Raw genomic sequence first — 17085 nt, forward strand, 5'->3', positions numbered from 1 at the left:
CGTCCGGAATGTGCCATCGGGCGTAAGAATTTCGACGGTGGCGAATAGGTGGGAGCTAGTCGGTGGGCTGCTGGTCGGCCTCTGCTCGGGATCGCCTCGCCGCGGAGAAGCCACGCAGGCTCATCGCGGCGACGTGCAGCAGGTAGATCGCGCCCAGTGTCACCAGGACGAGGTCGCCGACGGGGTACCTGCCCTCGCGGAGCGCGAAGAACGACGTCAGGAACGAGTCGAGCCAGGGCAGGACGATGAGGAGGCTCACGGCCGCGTCGAAGACCTCGATCCGAAGCTTCTTTGCCAGCCGAGCTGCCAGTCTGCCAAAGAGGAGGAACGGATAGAGGAGTGCGACGACCACGGGGGCGATGATGTTCTCGATCATTCTGATGTTCCAGGAAAGCCAATCAGCAATCAATTGGCAAATCTGGATCGCGCCGATTCGGGCGGTGGCCGTGCCGGCTGTGCGGGACATCACCAGCGCGGCAGGGGCGCTCGGTGGCCGACGACCGGATTACCGGAAAGTGATAGTGGTCTGACCGTCGGATGATCTGTCTGCTTCGAGACGGTGTCACGATCGAACCCATGGTCGGTGCCGCGAGTCGGCCCCGGCTTGTCCTGTCACCGTAAAGAAGCAGAGGAATTTAATGCTCGGATCCAAGGTCATTCGCACTGCCCTCGGGGTGTCCGCCGTCACGGCGGCCGCGCTGTTGTCCTCGATGCCGACGGCTCACGCGATCCCGCTCGAGCCGTTCACCGCCGAGGCCGCACCCACCGCGGGCGGCGCCGGATCCGCGGGCAGCAATTCCGGCGCCAACGACACCACCACCCTGCTCGGCGGAATCCTGTGCATGCTGACGGGCGGCATCTCTTCCGAGGCAAGCACCGTCTGCATCCGCCACTAGCAGTCGATCCGTTCGGATCGGGCGCGGAACCACATCGCGCCCGATCCGAATCATGTTGTGGTGGAAGTTATTTGCGCACCGGGTTCAGCTGACGGCGGCACCGAACCATTTCGAGAGGTGGTCGCGCAGCTCCTGTTGGTCGGTACCGGCCCAGGCCACGTAGCCGTCCGGGCGGAGCAGGATCGCGGGCGCGTCCAATTCCTCGCTGAGGTCGACGACGTGGTCGACTCGGGCCGCCCAGCCCGCGACCGAAAGACGGCCGGTCCGGTCGAGGAGTAGTCCGCGGCCGCTGTGCATCAGGTCGTAGAGGCGGCCCTGTTTCAGGGGCATATCGCGCAGGCGCCTGCCGAGGAGTTCATGACCCTCGCCGAAGTCGTAGCGGATGCTGACCGAGATGATCTGCTCGAGCAGATATCGGTTCACCTCTTCGAAATCCATCAGCTTGGACAGCAACCGGCGCACCGCCTGGGGACCCGGTTCGAGGCTCACCAGTTCCATCTGTGCGCGGGTGTTGTCCAGTACGTCGGCGGCTACCGGGTGCCGTTCGGCGTGGTAGGTGTCGAGCAGCCCGTCCGGCGCCGAGCCGTCGACCGCGGCGGCCAGCTTCCAGCCCAGGTTGAACGCGTCCTGGATGCCGAGGTTGAGGCCCTGGCCGCCCATCGGCGGATGGATGTGCGCCGCGTCGCCCGCCAGCAGCACGCGGCCGACCCGGTAGCGCTCGGCCTGGCGGGTGGCATCACCGAACCGGGACAGCCAGCGCGGGGAATGCACGCCGAAATCCGTTCCGGCGGTCGCCGTCAGCTGCTGTTTGAGTTCTTCGAGCGTCGGCGGGACCGTCCGGTCCTCGGCCACCTCCGCCGCCGGCGCGACGACGCGGTACACCCCGCCTCCGAGTGGCATCGCCCCGAAACGCAATTGGGTCTTGCGCACCTCGGTCACGACGGCGTTGAGCGTCTCCGGGGATGCGGTGAGCTCCACCTCGCCGAGCAGCGTATCGACCGTCGTCGGCTCACCGGGGAAGTCGACGCCGAGCAGTTTGCGCACCGTGCTGCGGCCGCCGTCGCAGCCGACGAGATAGCGCGAGCGCAGCGACGTTCCCCCGGCCAGTTCGACATTCACCCCGTCCTCGTCCTGGGTGAGCCCGACCACCTCGCAGCCGCGCCGGATCTCCACACCGAGCTCGATGGCGTGCTCGGTCAGCAGGCGCTCGGTGACGGTCTGCGGAATGGACAGCACGAACGGATACGTGGTGTCCAGCCGTTCCGGACTCGGCTTGGCGATGCCGGCGAAGAAACCGCCGAGCGGATGCTGCTTGCCGACCGCGAGGAACCGGTCGAGCAGCCCACGCTGATCCATCACCTCGACGCTGCGCGCGTGCATGCCGAGCGCGCGGACCACCTTGGTCGGCTCCGCCTCCTTCTCCACAACGACCACATGCACGCCGCGCAAGCGCAACTCACTGGCAAGCATGACGCCCGTCGGTCCACCGCCGGCCACGATCACCTCAAACATGCATACCCCATTCGACGAAGAACCCTGATTTCCGCAGGTTCTGGCTCCGGCGAGAGATTCTGCAGCACACCCCGGGTCTTGCCGCAAGGCCCGGGGTGCGCTATATGTTGAGGGGGGCAAGGAATGAGCTATCAGTTCCCGCTCGGGGGTTCCGGCGCACCGCGGCCATAGACCGTGTTCGGCTACGCGAGTGGGCAGTGCCCGAGGTGTGGTTGCGGGTCGTCGCGTGCGAAGAGTTTCGTGACGATTTCGGCGAGCAGATTCGAGAGTGCTTCGATCTGTCCGGAGATCGCGTCGCGTTGTTCGCTCGTGGGCGCCAGGAGGAGTTGTTCCGCTGCGCGCCAGGCATATTCGCGCCAGATCTGGATCGTCTGGCCGACGGACATGAACACCATCGGTTCCACGCCCAGGCCGGCGGTCAAGGTGGGGTCGGCGTCGCCGTAGAGTGCGGCCAATTCCGCGAGCACCTCCGGTTCGGCCGCGGTGAGCATCGCGCTGACTCGCTCGGAATCGGGTTTGCGGCTGGCGCCGTCGGAGGCGGTGAGGCCCAAATCGGCCATCGTGAAAGGCAGATCGCGGGTGCTGTGGGCGTTGTAGGCCAGTATCGCATTGCCGAGCACGGTCACCGAATGCGCGTCGGACGCACGGAAGTTGTACTGCCAGGCCTCGGCGACCTTGCTGCGGTCACCGTGGTAATAGTCGTCGATCGCCTGGAAGTAGTAGTTCGCGAAGTGGACATCCTCATTGTTCAGATATCCCGGATCGGCGAATCCGCCTGCGGTACTGGCGGTTCGACGCTCCGCCTTGGTAATGGCGAGGTAGGTCAGCGAGAATGGCGCGTTGTCGTCACACGTCGCCCGCATGACCGCCGCGCGCCGCGCCATCTCGGCGATGACCTCGTCGACGCACGACACCTCCCCGGAAGGACACACCGTCACCGGCGTCGTGTACGGAACCGGCAGCGGCGGCAACTGATACGCCCACGGCAGATACTTCCCCTCCGGCCCGAAGATCTGCCGCGTGATCTCCGCAAGCGCCTGCACCGGCGGCAACCCCGCAACCCCGAGCAGCAGCCGCGATCCGGCCGAATCATCGCGCTGCGCCGTCGCCCCCGGATCCGCCCTCACCGGACCCGCACTCGACACGACCACCACCACCACCACAACCGATACTGCCGCCCACAAGAACCGCCCGATCCGCATCCCCAAATCTTGTCAGCTGCACCGCAACTCCGGGTCTCTACCGGCGAGCTACTTGTTGTCGAGATGCGCGACGACGTCGAGACCCGGATCGCCGCTGATCACGGACGCAATGGGGTCGGTGGAGGATGTGCATGCGGCATTGCCCGACGCCGAGGCTTCGTTCTGGTGGACTCGCATCGGGTTGCCGCGCATCACCTCCGACCGGGCGGTTGGGCTCCGGTGCGGGGTGGGTCAGAGGATGAGGTCGGGACTGTAGATGCGGGCTATGCCTTGGCCGTTGTTGGTTACTTCGGTGTAGCTGCGGTAGCGGTGGCCGGGGATGGCGAAGGGGCGGTCGACGGTGAGGGGCGGTGAGGGGTACCTGCCGTTGAAACAGGGGAAGGGGCCGCTGGTGGCGACGTTTTCGTTGGCGCCGGTTTCGTAGGCGTTGTAGTCGACGACGGTGACGGACATGGTGCAGGATTCGCGGGTGATGGTGTCGGATTTGATGGTGAGGCCGCCGAAGGCCCTCGGGACGCCGTTCTCGGCGTAGACGCAGGACTCCACTTCGGCGGCGCCGTCGCTCGACAGGAAGACGCCCGAACAGGTGTAGGGGCTGTCCGGGGCGGCGGCGGCGTTCGGCGCGAGCACGAATAACGGTGCGGCGGTGGCGAAGACGCAGGACAGGACACGTGAAATCGAACCCATGGACATGTGCGACCTTTCGAAATCAGCTGCTTCAGATCCCCGACGAACAACCCTGTCCACCATAGGCGTGCCGCGCGCCGGTCGCACGAACGCGTAGTCGGCTACCGATACGAACGCGGATTCGGTTGCCGGCTGGTCAGTCGTTCGACCGCGGTGACCACTTGTCCGGCGCCGTCTTCCGTGGCGATCTGCGCCGACAGACGTTCGGCGTTGGCGCGATGGGTGGGATCGGTGAGCGCGGAATCGATGGCCGCGGCGAGACGTTCGGCGGTGAGGCGGCGGCGGGACAGGGTGGCGGCGCTGACGCCCAGAACGCGTAGACGTTTGGCCCAGAACGGTTGATCGCCGCCGGAGGCCGGGATGACGACCGACGGTAGTCCGGCGCGCAGGCTCGCCGCGGCTGTCCCCGCGCCACCGGCTTGGACCACCGCGGCGACACGGTCGAACAGCCAGTCGTGGGGAGTATCGCCGATGGTGAGTACGTCGTCGGAGTCGACGTTCAGCCCGGCCCAGCCCGCCTGTACGATGCCGCGCACGCCGGCGATACGCAGTGCGCGGGTTACCAATTCGGACAATCGGGCGGCTTCGGCCTTCGGCATGTTGAGGCTGCCGAAACCGATGTATACCGGTGGTGGACCTGCTTCGAGGAAGGTCAGCAGCTCGGGTGGCGGCTGCCATCCTGTGGGACGTGGGGGCCACCAGTAGCCCACCACGTCAAGACCCGGCCGCCAGTCCACCGGGCGCGGGGCGACATGGCGTGAATATCCGTGCAGGATAGGCCATTCCGCGGCGGTGCGACGACGGCGCAGCGTCGCCGCCGACACTCGAGGGAGGCCGAGCTGGTCGCGGAGCCCGGCGAAGGTAGACGAATAGACCCGATCGACCGCGGCGGCGGAAAGGTATCCGGCGGCACGGTTTCCGAGCGCGCCCATCGACGCGGAGGTGAGTGTGGCCGGTGGGTGGTCGGCGGTGATGGACACCGGCTGCAGCCGCACGCCCATACTGGGGATGCCACGCGCTTCGGCCAGTGCGTGCCCGGCGAATTCGGCGAACGGCGAGAGCAGCAGGACGTCGGCTTCCTCGTCGTGCAGCGTGGTCAGCAACATCCGCCCGGTGGCGAGCAGGCCCGCCGGGGTGATCAGGTTCATGGCGAGCTGCACGCGGTTCTGGCCGTCGGGGTCGTAGTCCGCGTCGATGTGGACATCGAAAGGGAGCCAACGCAATCCGCACGCGGTGATGAGCTCGCTGAACTCCGACGGCGCGGTCAGCACCACCTGATGCCCGGCCTGCTGCAGGCGGTCGCCGAGCCCGATCATCGGCGCCACATCGCCACGTGTGCCGAACGCGGTGAGTAAGACCTTGGCCATCTGCGCACCTCATCTTCGAAAGCCGTGTCCCGCAACACTATGCGCGGCCCATAAGCGTCACGTCACCACGCGATCACCGGTACATCCAGCGCGGCATCGGGTCAGCGGCCGGTCAGCGCAGCGAGTGTCTCCTCCGGAGAGACGGCTCGGAGCGGGGTGGGGAGTTCAGTTGAGCCCGGTGACCCAGTCGGGGCGGGTGGTGTCGACTTGGGCGATGCCGCTGAAGACGGCGGGGGTGGACAAGGTGCCGCGTTGGAGTTTTTCGAGGAGGGCGTAGCCTTGGGCGGCGGTGGCTCGGGCGAGGTCCATGAGGCGACCGGAGCGGATGCAGTCGGTGGTCGCGGCCGCGGCGCCCGAGGTGCGGGCCAGTTCGGCCAATTCGGCGTCGGTGTGGTCGGTGGCGCCCTTTTCCAGTGGCTGGAAGGACTGGCCGAACAGGCCCTGGTAGGTCTTCAAATAGACGGTGGCGGCGCCGGATTGGGCGACGCACCGGGTGGCCGCGACGGCGCGGGTGGAGTAGTTGCCGCTGGCCGAGCTGGAGTCGAGGAAGTTCAGCAGGTGGAATTGGACGGCCAGTTTGCCGGATTGGATGGCGCGCTCGATATCGGCGCCGTAGCCGTTCAGCAGCCTGCCGCAGGCGGGGCAGATCGGCTCGTTGAACATGTCGATTGTCTTGGGCGCGTTGGCGCTACCGATACGGACCCCGTCGTCGAGTAGCTGGATGGCGACGGGGGACGGCGCAGTGGTGGTGGTGCGCGACGGAGTCGGGCTCGCCACGGTGGCCGGCCCCGACCGCTCCTTGACCACGACGATGCCGACCGTGATCGCCGTGACGATCGACACCGCGATCACCGCGAGCACTGCGATGAGCCCGAGTGACTTTCGCGGGCGCGGCGGTGGGGTGGGATACCCGCCGAACGGTTGGCCCGGTTGCGGGCCCGAATAGATGGGTGGTTGGCCCGAATAGAACGGTTGCGGGTTGGCCGGAATCGGCTGCGGACCAGCCGGAATCGGCTGGTTCACCGGAATCGGCTGCGAGCCGGAGTGAATCGGCTGCGGCCCGGAGTAGATCGGTTGCGGGCCTGAGTAATTCGGTGGCTGACCCGAGTAGTTCGGGTGTGGGCCGGAGTAGGTCGGATGCGGACCCGAGTACGGCGGCACCACGGTAGGCCGTTGCAGATCGGTGAGCACTCGCCGCGCCGCCTCGGCCAGCGCACCGCAGGTGGCGAACCGGTCGCCGGGCCGTTTGGCCAGTGCGGTCCCGATCACCGCATCCAGCCCCTGCGGCAGGCCCGGATGGGCGAGTGTCGGCCGCGGCGGCGGTTCGTTCAGGTGTGCGGCGATCAGCGCTGCCTGCTCCAGGCGCGGGAAAGGCGTTCGGCCGGTGAGCAATTCGTAGAACGTGCAGCCGAGGGAGTAGACGTCGGCCCGGTTGTCGGCCTGCTGGCCGAGGAAGCGTTCCGGCGCGACGTAGGCGAAGGTGGCGGTGGTGCCGGTCATCGTCTCGGCGTCGTCGAGCGCCCGCGCGATGCCGAAATCGGTGAGCACCGCGCGTTCGGCGCCGTGATCGCCGTGTTCGATGAGGATGTTCGCGGGTTTGACGTCGCGGTGCAGCACCCCGTGCTGGTGCGCGTAGTCCAAGCCGTGCGCGGCATCGGCGAGCAGCCGCACCGCCGTGGCCGCGGCGACCGGCCCGCCGAGCCGTTTGAGCAGGTGCGCGGCATCGCCGCCGTCGATGTACTTCATCGAGATCCACAGCACGTCGGCGTCGGTGCCGCTGCGGTCGTAGACGGGCACGATGTTCGGGTGATCCAAGCGCGCGGCGAGCGCGGCCTCCCGTTCGAATTTGGCGCGAACCCTGTCATCGTCGCCGAGGTTGTCGCTGAGCACCTTGAGCGCGACCAGTCGTTCCAGGCGCGGATGGTGGGCCAGGTACACCACCCCCATACCGCCGACTCCGAGAATCCGTTCGATCGTGTACCCGGCGAATACCGATCCAGAATCCAGCCGCATGGACGCCGCCCCTCGCTTGCTACTCACGGCCAGGATACGAGCGTCGCCGCCGGTACGACGAGAAATGCTCGCCGGCCGTTGATCACGGACCTATCCGGTTCATACGAACCGGCCCGACTCCCGGTTCATCCGCGCCGCAACGTCCCCCGGGCCTCCGGGATCGCCCCGGCCGCAGCTCCTTCGATGGTCGAAGGCTTCGCGTATCGAAATCGGGTCCTGCTCACTGCTGTTCACGATCCAACAGAGGCATGGTGACATGCGCGTGAAGCGCCTATGACAGGAGGGGCGCACAGAGTCGGCGGTGCGCAGTCGAATTGGCTTCGCTGACAGCATCCGATAGGAGATCTCGTGGACAAGATACTGCTGCGTACGATCGGGGTGATGGCCGGCACGTTGGCAATGCTGGGATCGTCGGCAGTCGACGGCGGATACGCGAATGCGCAACTCCCGCCGCCGTTCAGTCTCCAGAACACATACAGCAACAGGTGCCTGGCGAGTTCAGGCCCGAATTCGCTGCACTTGGAGGAGTGCTCCGGAAGTCGCTCCCAACAGTGGAGGTTCCTGGTCAGGGACAACGGCCTCTACGGGCTGAGAAGCGTGGATGATGGGCTATGTATCGTCGCAGCCATAATCGGTAAGTATGCATTCACCGAACGCTGCAACGCTGAGCTCGAACGTCAACAATGGCATGTCGACGGTTCCGGCACGATCCATGAGATCTGGCACAATCCCTATGCCACGGCGAGACTCTACCTCGCAGTATCGAATGATGTGTCTTACATCTACCCTCAGCTCGCCAACGAAATCGACAACTACCCACACGTCTGGGCCCGGCAGTACTGACGAGGCTGCCGCGCAATGTTTTTTGCCGGACACGTCACCGGCCCCGACGACGAACAGTGCCCGCCGATGCTCGACCTCGTCGAGATCTCCTCGACATCGGTCGTCGCCGGATATCGGGCGGTACCACGCCGCGACTTGTGCACTCCAGCACTCGGCGAGCGGATCGCCGTCGAGTTGGATCGGGGTGACCGACGGCGATCACACCCGCATAGAGGCGAACCGGGCCATCGTGGAGCAGCCACCAACCCAAGAGCCCAATTCCCATTGAAACGCCACCAGCGGTGCTGATCAGTTCAACCAATGACCCCACTCCCTTCTCCCGGCGTGCAGGCGATGGCGGATGCTAGACCAACGCCCCGTGTTGAGTGCTTGCACCACCTCGGATCTCGAAGATTCCGTGCCCGACTGGGAACGAATCACGTTGAATCTGCTCTCGCCAATGTTCGGGCCACTGAGTAGTGGCTGACCAGCGCAACCGCGACAGTTGCACGCCAGCGAGGTCGACTGCTCGAAGATCCTCCCCGCTGAAATTGTTGAGCACGTCCTCGAGATCGGCCAGGCCGCGCGCGAGCGTGCTGGTGACTACGCGGACCCGTCCACCGGCGGCGCGCACGACCGGGATCCACTGCGCGTTGGGCCGACTGATGCCCTGAAGCAGGGAGCTCTCGAATCCGCTACTGGCACAGTCGATGTCATGCACCATCGACCGGAAAAGTTTGCGGAGATGTGTAGCCCAGGCAGCAGGCAGGCCGACAAAGACGCTGTGCGGGACGCTCCAGACCCGTTCGAAGACTTCTTGCAGGAGGGTCACGCGGACTTCAGCGAGATTTTGATCGACACGCTTGATTCCACACCACACGTGGGCCTCGAAATCGTGAAGTCCACGATGTGAACTGTGGTCTAGATCCTGGAGGACGGGGTGTCGGAGGATCGAGATCACGGCGGCGATGACGTCGTGTACGTGGATCAGCGCATCGTCGACCCTCGGAGCGTAAGCAATTCGCAACTCCAGTCGGACTTCGATCGGCAAAGTTGTCAATTCCGTGCACAGTTCGACAAGCGAATCGGTGGTGGCGGGCGCGGCGCGCGACGCAGGCTGGAGCGGCACAGGCACGATGGCGGCAAGGCCCGCTTCGATATCGAGGACCCGTCGGATGGTCCCGAGAAACTCCGCATGCCGTTGTGGGATCAATGTCTCACGCAGGCCGGCCTCGATATCGAGGCGTGTGGCCAAGTTGGCAAGCAAGGATTGATGCTGTTGGTCCAGCCAGTCGTTGACAGTTGTGGCCGTGTGCAGGAACGCGGTCATGGCTCCTCGCTCTGGCTGTCCAAGAGGATTGCGATGTTGCGGCGAGCCTTCCTGAGGTTGGATCGGACCAGAGCTGGCGAGAGACGAAGTTCCGCACTGATCTCGCTCGGCGTGTAGCCGTCCAGCGTCCAGGCCATAATCTGACGCTGACGTGGTGGCAGCTGGAGCAATACTCGCAGAATGTCGTGATGGCATTCCCAGGCGGCCACGTCGACATGAGTTGTGAGCAGTGCTGACCGTTCAGGCATCTCAGCGACTGTCTCCTCGTCCTCGATGCTGGCGATGCGACGAATCAGCGCCCTGCTGGCGACTCGCCTAGCCCAGGCAGCAGGGTGCTCGATTGTCGGCCATGACTGCCACGCTTTCATCATCGTGTCCTGGACAATTTCGGCCGCATCGGCCACGTGGGCGCCGTGATAGATAAGGAATGCAACGAGTGTTGGCGTGAAGGACCGGTAGAAATCGGTGTAGACCGCCAGATCGGCGGCGGCAGCCGATGGAACCTGCTGTGCAAGCGGGCGAAGCCTGGCTCCAAACTTCTCAGGATCTTCCACGATCACGATCCTCTGCTGGTGAAGTGTGCACCGTAGTGGCCAGACCGCGTTGCCTGCGATCGCGCCGCTGAGTGCCTGTTGCGCGTAGATCTGAATACCTTGCGGCGAAGGCGATTTCGTGGCGAAAGCGGGCGACTGTCTGATTGGCGGCAATCGAGCTCATTGTCTGGTACCTCTCCACCTCATGTGCTGTACGCATCAACGTGGTAGAGCCTGACACGCCGCTCGACGTGAACCGATGGCGGGAAACAGACAACAGACGGTGCCCGGTACTTGCTGCGCAACGGATATCGCGCCGTCTCGCCGGAGTGTCAAACGGTGTACAGGCCTGCGGAAGGTGAATGAGGGGTTGCGGAAACCAGTGGGTGGGATCGACCGTATACCGCATCGGGAGCCGATTCGAAGGAGGGGGCGGTCGTGCTGGTGGAATTCCTGCAGCACTCGACCATGGCCGCGGTCAGTGCTGTGCCGATCTACCTGGTGCTCATCGTGATCGAGGTGATCGCGGTGCGCGTCATCGATCCGCGGCCGGGCGGTCGGGAAAGTAAGGGTTACGGGCTCGTCGATACTGCCAACAGCTTGGCGCTCGGGGCGGGCTCGGTGGTGATTCACGGCCTTACGGAGATCGGGCCGCTGCTGTGGGGTTTCTCGGCGTTCTATGTTCTTACGCCACTGAAGATGCCGTCGACGTGGTGGAGCTGGGCGCTCGCGCTACTCGGGTACGACCTGCTCTACTACATCCGGCATCGGGCCAGCCACCGGATCCGGTTGATGTGGGCCGGTCATCAGGTGCATCACTCCAGCCAGTACTTCAATCTCGCGGTGGCGCTGCGCCGGAAATGGGCGCCGCCATGGCAACTCGCGTTCAACGTCCCGCTGATTCTGCTCGGATACTCGCCCGCGATGATCGGCGCCGCGATCACCATCGATCTGACCTATCAGTTCTTCCTGCACACCGAAACCGTCGGCAAGCTGCCGCGGTGGATCGAGTACGTCTTCAACACGCCCTCGCACCACCGGGTGCACCACGGCAGCGACGCCGACTACGTCGACCGCAACTACGGCGCCGTCCTCATCACCTGGGACCGCGTATTCGGCACCTTCGTACCCGAAACCCACCCCGCCACTTACGGTTTGACCCACCACGTCGACAGCGCCAACCCGCTGGTCATCGGCGTCAGCGGCTACCGCGACATCCTGGACGATCTGCGCGGCGCCGAGACCGTGCGCGAATGCGTCGGGATCCTCTTCCGACCACCCCGCTAGGTGGCTTCGCCCACCGGCGGGACATCAGGGGCGCAGCAGGGGACGTCCTTCGAGGGCGGCTTTCCAGAGCTCTTCCGAGACGTTGTCGATGCCGCCGTCCAGGAACCCGGGCGACAGGATATCGACCGCGTCATCCGCGTCGGCGTCATCGCCGTCGGACACGCGCAGCCGACGGGCCTTCAGCTCATCGACGAAGGTGACCTCGCCCCTGTCCCATGTTTCGAGCCAGGCGCCCGCGGTCGCGGCGCCGTGCACGACCAGCATTCCCATGTCGGAGAGTTCCGTTGTCAGCAGACCCCCGACGGTGAGCGAGCCGCCGATGAACAAATTGCTGTCCATGAGGCACAGCAGGTGCTGCGCGGTGACCGAGCCCGTGACGTACAGCGGCGTGTAGACGTCCGCGTTCACGAAGCGCATCGGCCCGTTGACCGTCAGGTCGCCATCGATGACGTAAACGGTGTCCGGCGCCAGGCCGGGATCGTTGCCTATCGATAGCGGCCCGTCGATGGTGAGGTCGCCGTGGTGAACGAAGTAGCGCTCCGGTTCGTCCCCGAACAGATCTTCCAGGTCCTCCACCTGGTTGTCGCTGGCTTCGCCGATGTCGTAACGCTCTGCTGCCTCAGGCAGCGAGACCGATTCCCAACGGGTGCTCCACTGTTCGAAGGACACCTGATTCCTCACGTTCTATCCGATTGCCGTGCCGGATGCCGGCAGCGCCGCCGTGGGCGTCCGATGAGTCTCGCACAGGCCGTCATTCGGGCGCCCGCTCGGCTTCTGCCTTGTGTGGCAGTGACATTCGAACCAGGCCACAGGAATGCACGCGCCTGGCGAGTCCTTCGGTGAGGTGGTCGACGAGCGAGCTGATGCGGCGCGGCACATGGGCGGTGGCGAGGTAGAGCGCGTGGATGTCGGCACTGGGGGTTGGCACGTCGGTGAGTACCTGCACGAGTGCGCCTTCGCGCAGCAGCGGGGCGACGTGCCAGGTCGAGCGCATGATGAGACCGTATCCCTCGACACACCATCGGGTGATGACGTCGCCGTCGTTGGACGACAGGTTCCCTGCCACCCGGATCGCGGTTTCGTCGCTGTCGGTGCCGAATCGCCACAGGGCGTAATCGCCTTCGTTCTCCCGCAGCACGATGCAGTTGTGGTTGTGTAGCTGCTTCGGCTCGGCCGGTGTGCCGTGCCTGCGCAGATACTCGGGTGACGCGCACACGATGCGCCGGTTCGGGTGCAGCCGCTTGGCGGTCAGCCGCGAATCCTGCAGCGCGCCGACGCGGATACCGACGTCGAACGTGGTGCCCGCGATGTTGAGCGGGAGCGGGGAGAGTTCGAGTTCGACCTGAACCCGGGGATGTGCGGTGCAGAACTCGGCGACCAAGGGGGCGATGTGGGCGCGCCCGAGACCGACGGTGGCGTGCACACGGATTCGCCCGACGAGCTCCGAATGTTCGGACAGCGAGTCTTCGAGCTCGGTGAGTTCGGCGGCGATCGCGGCCGAACCCGCGGCGTAGCGCTCGCCCTCGGAGGTGAGCGTGAGCCGCCGCGTGGTGCGGGTCATGAGGCTGACACCCAATCGCCGCTCGATGCGGCTCAACCGTTTGCTGACCGAGGAGACCGACGTGCCCATTTCCCGGGCGGCCTCGGTGAGGCTCGATGCCTTGGCGACCACGCCGAAGAACAGCACGTCGTCGGTCGATATCTCTCGCATCCGGTGATTCTTTCATCGTGGGCAAGAGTGTCTTGCCTTGCGCGGGCTTTTTCGGGATCGATTGTTGCGCGAACATGTGTGACCAGACGCACATCACTGAGGAGTTCCGCACATGGTCGCTACCCATCGCATCGCCGTCATCCCCGGCGACGGCATCGGCAAAGAGGTCGTTCCGGAGGGTCTGCGGATCCTCGAGGCGGCGGCATCGGCCTTCGACTTCCGGCTCGACTACGCCGAATTCGGCTACGCGAGCGCCGATTTCTACGTCGAGACCGGAAAGATGCTGCCCGACAACTGGTTCGACGAGCTGAGCAGGTTCGACGCCATCTTCTTCGGCGCCGTCGGCTGGCCCGAGGTGGTGCCCGACCACATCTCGCTGTGGGGGAGCCTGCTGCAATTCCGCCGCCACTTCGACCAGTACGTCAGCCTGCGCCCGGTCAAACTCCTTGCCGGAGTGACGAGTCCGCTCGCCGGTCGGCTGCCGGGCGACGTCGACTTCTACGTGGTCAGGGAGAACACCGAGGGGGAGTACTCGAGCATCGGCGGCAAGATCTTCGAAGACACCGACCGCGAAACCGTCATCCAGGAAACCGTGATGACGCGCACCGGCGTCGACCGAATCCTGAAGTACGCCTTCGAACTGGCGCGCAGCCGTCCCAAGAAACATCTGACCTCGGCGACCAAGAGCAACGGTATCTCGATCTCCATGCCCTACTGGGACGAGCGCGTGGAACAGATGGCCCGCGGATACGCCGACGTCGAGGTGGACAAGTACCACATCGACATCCTCACCGCGAACTTCGTGCTGCACCCCGACTGGTTCGACGTGGTCGTCGCCTCGAACCTGTTCGGCGACATCCTCTCCGACCTCGGCCCGGCGTGCACCGGCACCATCGGTATCGCCCCGAGCGGAAATATCAACCCGGAGCGGCGTTTTCCGAGTTTGTTCGAGCCGGTGCACGGGTCGGCCCCCGATATCGCGGGCCGTGGCATCGCCAACCCGGTCGGGCAGATATGGAGCGCGAGCATGATGCTCGAGCATCTCGGGGAGCGGGACGCCGCGGCGGCCGTCATGACCGCCGTCGAAGACGTGCTCGCTCGCGGTGGTGACGCGCTGACCCCGGATATGGGTGGCTGCGCCACAACCAGGTCGCTCGGCGAGGCTGTGTGCCAGCAGTTTCAGGCGAACACCTCGGCGCTTGCGAGGGCGTGATGAGCCTCGATTCCCCGTCGGAGGTCCCGACCAGGATGGGCCGCCTGCGCGGCGCGAACCTGGACGGTATCCCGCTGCTCGTCCCGGTCCTGATGACCGCGCTGGTGTTGCTCGCGGGCGTACTGAACGCGATACCGAAGAATATGATCGGCGGCCTCGCGCTCATCGTCGGGCTGGGGATGCTGCTCGGCCCGCTCGGCAACCGGTTGCCCGTCATCCGCCAAATCGGCGGTGGCGCACTGGTTTGCCTGATGGTTCCGTCCATCCTGGTGTATTTCGGCGTCGTCAACGACACGATGCTCGATGCCACCACCGCGCTGATGAAGCAGGCGAATTTTCTGTACTTCGTCATCTCCACGCTGGTCGTCGGCAGCCTGCTCGGGATGAACCGCAAGGTCATGATCAGGGGCTTGGTCAAGATCTTCCCGCCGCTGATCGCGGGCACGGCCGTCGCCGTCGCCGTCGGGATCGGGGTGGCCCTGCTGTTCGGCTACGACCTGCACCGGGCGTTCTTCTTCATCGTCGTGCCGATTCTCGGCGGCGGCATCGGCGAGGGCGTCATCCCGACGTCGGCGGCGTACGCCTCGATCCTCGGCGGTGACTCGGCGGACTACATCGCACAGCTCATCCCGGCGGCGGTCATCGGCAATATCGTCGCGATCGTCACCGCCGGCGTGCTCGCCCGGCTAGGCGCGCGCAGGCCCGAGCTCGACGGTGGTGGGCGGCTCGTCAAGATCCGTGGCGAGCACGGCGATCTCGTGCTCGAGGACACGGCTCCGCACACGAAACCGAACTACGCCATGGGCGTGCTGACCATCTGCGGGCTGTTCGTCCTCGGCACACTGCTCGAGCGGTATGTTCATCTGCCCGCACCCGTGCTCGTCATCCTGATCTCGGTGTGCTGCAAGGTGTTCAAGGTCTTCCCGGCCAGCGTCGAGGACAGTGCCCGCGCCGTCTACAAGGTCATCTCGAGCTACTTCATCTATCCGACGATGATCGGGCTCGGGCTGGCGTACATCCCGCTCGAGAAGGTCGTCGGCGTGCTGTCCGTCGGTTACGTGCTGACGTGCGCGGCGGTGGTGCTCTCGATGGCGCTCACCGGGTTCTACGTCGGCAAGGCGATCGGCATGTTCCCCGTGGACGCGTCACTGGTGACGGTGTGTCACAGCGGCCTCGGCGGCACCGGCGACGTCGCCATCCTGTCGGCGTCGAACCGGATGAACCTGATGCCGTTCGCCCAGATCTCCACGCGCTTGGGCGGAGTCGGCACGGTGATCTCCGCGGCGTCGCTGCTGCGCATCGTCGGCTAGCGCGGCCCGGCACCACGCGAAAGGAGACAACCCCGTGCGAGTCCTCATCGCACCCGACAAATTCAAGGGCAGCCTCACCGCCACCGAGGTCGCCGATCACTTGGCACACGGCCTCGCCGAGGCAGGCGCGCACACCAGGACTCTGCCACTGGCCGACGGCGGCGACGGCAGCGTCGCCGCCGCGCTGGCGGCCGGTTTCCGGCCGGTCCCCGTGACGGTCCACGGCGCGACCGGCGAGCAGCACGACACTGTCATCGCCTGCGACGGTGACGTGGCGATCGTCGAAGTCGCCAACACCTGCGGCCTGGCCGCACTCCCCGCCGGGCCACGAGACGCGCTGGCCGCATCGAGTTACGGCTTCGGCGAGGCGATTCGGGCCGCGCTGCGGCTGTCGCCGGAGCGCCTTGTCCTCGCGCTCGGCGGCAGCGCGAGCACCGACGGTGGCATCGGCATGCTCGCGGCGCTCGGTTACCGATTCCTGGATCCGGCGGGCCGACTCGTCACGCCCACCGCCCGACATCTGGACCGCATTCATCGCGTCGACGGCGATCACGCCGTCGGCATCGGCGACATCGAACTCGTCGTCGCGAGCGACGTCACCAGCCCACTGCTCGGATCGACCGGGGCGGCAACGGTATTCGGCCCGCAGAAGGGCGCGGACGCGGCTCAGGTCGCCGCACTCGAGGCGGGGCTGACGACCCTTGTCGACGCCTTCGCCCGCTCGGGATATCACGGCGCGGCCACCGCCGCGCTCGCGCCCGGCTCCGGCGCCGCGGGCGGAATCGGTTTCGCGGCAACGATGCTCGCCGCCACCGTGGTCTCCGGCGCGGACTACTTCCTCGACCTGCTCGACTTCGACCGGCACGCCGCGCACGCCGATTTGATCATCACCGGCGAGGGACGACTCGACGAGCAAACGCTGCACGGCAAACTACCCGCCGCCGTAGCGGCCCGAGTGACACCGACGCCACTCATCGCCGTGGTCGGCCGCAACGATCTCGGCAGCGCCGCCACCGCAAACGGTTTCGCCGACGTCATCGCCGTCGGCGACCTGAGCACCGCCGACACCACCGCCGATCCACTCCTTACCGCACACCTCCTGCGCCGCATCGGCACCCGAATCGGCAGGGATCAGCGGTTTCTCGGCGTAGCGGCCGGAGGTCGCTTCGCGCCGGGCCGGAGCGACGCGTAGCGGAGTCGGA

General features: G+C 65.9%; 18 protein-coding genes. 7 read left to right on the plus strand and 11 right to left on the minus strand.

Features of this window, described 5'->3' with window-relative positions:
* Positions 1 to 55: 55 nt before the first annotated feature.
* Positions 56 to 376 carry a hypothetical protein gene (locus ACIG5A_RS03985; protein ID WP_397237440.1) on the minus strand — a complete coding sequence of 107 codons (321 nt, stop codon included), beginning with the start codon at positions 374 to 376 and terminating at the stop codon, positions 56 to 58.
* Here ACIG5A_RS03985 and ACIG5A_RS03990 point away from each other — a divergent pair.
* Positions 360 to 530: a hypothetical protein gene (locus tag ACIG5A_RS03990; RefSeq protein WP_397237442.1), complete on the plus strand. Its 171-nt coding sequence runs from the start codon at positions 360 to 362 to the stop codon at positions 528 to 530. The two genes, ACIG5A_RS03985 and ACIG5A_RS03990, sit on opposite strands and share 17 nt — an antisense overlap.
* 108 nt (positions 531 to 638) lie before the next feature.
* The gene (locus tag ACIG5A_RS03995; protein WP_397237444.1) at positions 639 to 896 is read left to right on the plus strand and encodes a hypothetical protein; all 258 of its coding nucleotides are present in this window, start codon (positions 639 to 641) and stop codon (positions 894 to 896) included.
* An 84-nt stretch (positions 897 to 980) separates the two neighbouring features.
* On the opposite strand, the gene rox is transcribed toward ACIG5A_RS03995, so the two are convergent.
* The 6 genes from rox to ACIG5A_RS04025 form a co-directional block, all read right to left on the minus strand.
* On the minus strand, positions 981 to 2408 hold the full coding sequence (gene rox / locus ACIG5A_RS04000) for a rifampin monooxygenase (RefSeq protein WP_397237446.1): 1428 nt from the start codon (positions 2406 to 2408) through the stop codon (positions 981 to 983).
* Positions 2409 to 2590: 182 nt separating this feature from the next.
* Positions 2591 to 3610, minus strand: coding sequence for a DUF5995 family protein (locus ACIG5A_RS04005; RefSeq protein ID WP_397237448.1), 1020 nt, complete (start codon positions 3608 to 3610; stop codon positions 2591 to 2593).
* A 48-nt stretch (positions 3611 to 3658) separates the two neighbouring features.
* Complete coding sequence (locus tag ACIG5A_RS04010; RefSeq protein ID WP_397237450.1) at positions 3659 to 3802, minus strand: hypothetical protein; 144 nt, start codon at positions 3800 to 3802, stop codon at positions 3659 to 3661.
* Positions 3803 to 3841: 39 nt separating this feature from the next.
* Positions 3842 to 4297, minus strand: coding sequence for a hypothetical protein (locus ACIG5A_RS04015; RefSeq protein WP_397237452.1), 456 nt, complete (start codon positions 4295 to 4297; stop codon positions 3842 to 3844).
* A 101-nt stretch (positions 4298 to 4398) separates the two neighbouring features.
* On the minus strand, positions 4399 to 5664 hold the full coding sequence (locus ACIG5A_RS04020) for a glycosyltransferase (RefSeq protein ID WP_397237454.1): 1266 nt from the start codon (positions 5662 to 5664) through the stop codon (positions 4399 to 4401).
* Between the two features lie 165 nt (positions 5665 to 5829).
* Complete coding sequence (locus tag ACIG5A_RS04025) at positions 5830 to 7704, minus strand: protein kinase (protein WP_397237456.1); 1875 nt, start codon at positions 7702 to 7704, stop codon at positions 5830 to 5832.
* 321 nt (positions 7705 to 8025) lie between these two features.
* On the opposite strand from ACIG5A_RS04025, the gene ACIG5A_RS04030 reads away from it, so the two are divergent.
* Positions 8026 to 8520, plus strand: a complete 495-nt coding sequence (locus tag ACIG5A_RS04030) for an RICIN domain-containing protein (protein WP_397237458.1) — start codon at positions 8026 to 8028, stop codon at positions 8518 to 8520.
* A gap of 343 nt (positions 8521 to 8863) precedes the next feature.
* On the opposite strand, the gene ACIG5A_RS04035 is transcribed toward ACIG5A_RS04030, so the two are convergent.
* Positions 8864 to 9829, minus strand: a complete 966-nt coding sequence (locus ACIG5A_RS04035) for a hypothetical protein (protein WP_397237460.1) — start codon at positions 9827 to 9829, stop codon at positions 8864 to 8866.
* The gene (locus ACIG5A_RS04040) at positions 9826 to 10383 is read right to left on the minus strand and encodes an RNA polymerase sigma factor (protein ID WP_397237462.1); all 558 of its coding nucleotides are present in this window, start codon (positions 10381 to 10383) and stop codon (positions 9826 to 9828) included. Before ACIG5A_RS04040 ends, ACIG5A_RS04035 begins: the two co-directional genes overlap by 4 nt.
* A 417-nt stretch (positions 10384 to 10800) precedes the next feature.
* On the opposite strand from ACIG5A_RS04040, the gene ACIG5A_RS04045 reads away from it, so the two are divergent.
* Positions 10801 to 11649: a sterol desaturase family protein gene (locus ACIG5A_RS04045; protein WP_397237464.1), complete on the plus strand. Its 849-nt coding sequence runs from the start codon at positions 10801 to 10803 to the stop codon at positions 11647 to 11649.
* Between the two features lie 24 nt (positions 11650 to 11673).
* On the opposite strand, the gene ACIG5A_RS04050 is transcribed toward ACIG5A_RS04045, so the two are convergent.
* Together ACIG5A_RS04050 and ACIG5A_RS04055 are read right to left on the minus strand one after the other, a co-directional pair.
* A complete protein-coding gene (locus tag ACIG5A_RS04050; RefSeq protein ID WP_397237466.1) occupies positions 11674 to 12318 on the minus strand; it encodes a hypothetical protein in 645 nt (214 codons plus the stop codon).
* 82 nt (positions 12319 to 12400) lie between these two features.
* Positions 12401 to 13360: a LysR family transcriptional regulator gene (locus tag ACIG5A_RS04055; RefSeq protein WP_397237468.1), complete on the minus strand. Its 960-nt coding sequence runs from the start codon at positions 13358 to 13360 to the stop codon at positions 12401 to 12403.
* A 112-nt stretch (positions 13361 to 13472) separates the two neighbouring features.
* Between ACIG5A_RS04055 and ACIG5A_RS04060 the strand changes: the two genes are divergently transcribed.
* From ACIG5A_RS04060 to ACIG5A_RS04070, 3 genes are read left to right on the plus strand one after another with little or no spacing between them, the layout of a single operon-like run.
* On the plus strand, positions 13473 to 14573 hold the full coding sequence (locus ACIG5A_RS04060) for a tartrate dehydrogenase (RefSeq protein WP_397237470.1): 1101 nt from the start codon (positions 13473 to 13475) through the stop codon (positions 14571 to 14573).
* Entirely contained in the window at positions 14573 to 15883 is a 1311-nt protein-coding gene (locus tag ACIG5A_RS04065) for a 2-hydroxycarboxylate transporter family protein (RefSeq protein ID WP_397237472.1), read from the plus strand. The genes ACIG5A_RS04060 and ACIG5A_RS04065 overlap by 1 nt, the downstream gene beginning before the upstream one ends.
* 34 nt (positions 15884 to 15917) lie before the next feature.
* Positions 15918 to 17075, plus strand: coding sequence for a glycerate kinase (locus ACIG5A_RS04070; RefSeq protein WP_397237474.1), 1158 nt, complete (start codon positions 15918 to 15920; stop codon positions 17073 to 17075).
* The last annotated feature ends 10 nt before the right edge of the window (positions 17076 to 17085 follow it).

The organism is Nocardia sp. NPDC052566 (assembly GCF_044547285.1).
Classification (GTDB): domain Bacteria; phylum Actinomycetota; class Actinomycetes; order Mycobacteriales; family Mycobacteriaceae; genus Nocardia.

Excerpts from the sequence above, each read along its gene's own strand:
- ACIG5A_RS04010 (WP_397237450.1), bottom strand. The coding sequence starts at position 3,802 with ATGCGCGGCAACCCGATGCGAGTCCACCAGAACGAAGCCTCGGCGTCG.
- ACIG5A_RS03990 (WP_397237442.1), top strand. The coding sequence starts at position 360 with ATGATGTTCTCGATCATTCTGATGTTCCAGGAAAGCCAATCAGCAATC.
- ACIG5A_RS04055 (WP_397237468.1), bottom strand. The coding sequence starts at position 13,360 with ATGCGAGAGATATCGACCGACGACGTGCTGTTCTTCGGCGTGGTCGCC.
- rox (WP_397237446.1), bottom strand. The coding sequence starts at position 2,408 with ATGTTTGAGGTGATCGTGGCCGGCGGTGGACCGACGGGCGTCATGCTT.
- ACIG5A_RS04060 (WP_397237470.1), top strand. The coding sequence starts at position 13,473 with ATGGTCGCTACCCATCGCATCGCCGTCATCCCCGGCGACGGCATCGGC.
- ACIG5A_RS04035 (WP_397237460.1), bottom strand. The coding sequence starts at position 9,829 with ATGACCGCGTTCCTGCACACGGCCACAACTGTCAACGACTGGCTGGAC.
- ACIG5A_RS03985 (WP_397237440.1), bottom strand. The coding sequence starts at position 376 with ATGATCGAGAACATCATCGCCCCCGTGGTCGTCGCACTCCTCTATCCG.
- ACIG5A_RS04020 (WP_397237454.1), bottom strand. The coding sequence starts at position 5,664 with ATGGCCAAGGTCTTACTCACCGCGTTCGGCACACGTGGCGATGTGGCG.
- ACIG5A_RS03995 (WP_397237444.1), top strand. The coding sequence starts at position 639 with ATGCTCGGATCCAAGGTCATTCGCACTGCCCTCGGGGTGTCCGCCGTC.
- ACIG5A_RS04005 (WP_397237448.1), bottom strand. The coding sequence starts at position 3,610 with ATGCGGATCGGGCGGTTCTTGTGGGCGGCAGTATCGGTTGTGGTGGTG.
- ACIG5A_RS04015 (WP_397237452.1), bottom strand. The coding sequence starts at position 4,297 with ATGGGTTCGATTTCACGTGTCCTGTCCTGCGTCTTCGCCACCGCCGCA.
- ACIG5A_RS04065 (WP_397237472.1), top strand. The coding sequence starts at position 14,573 with ATGAGCCTCGATTCCCCGTCGGAGGTCCCGACCAGGATGGGCCGCCTG.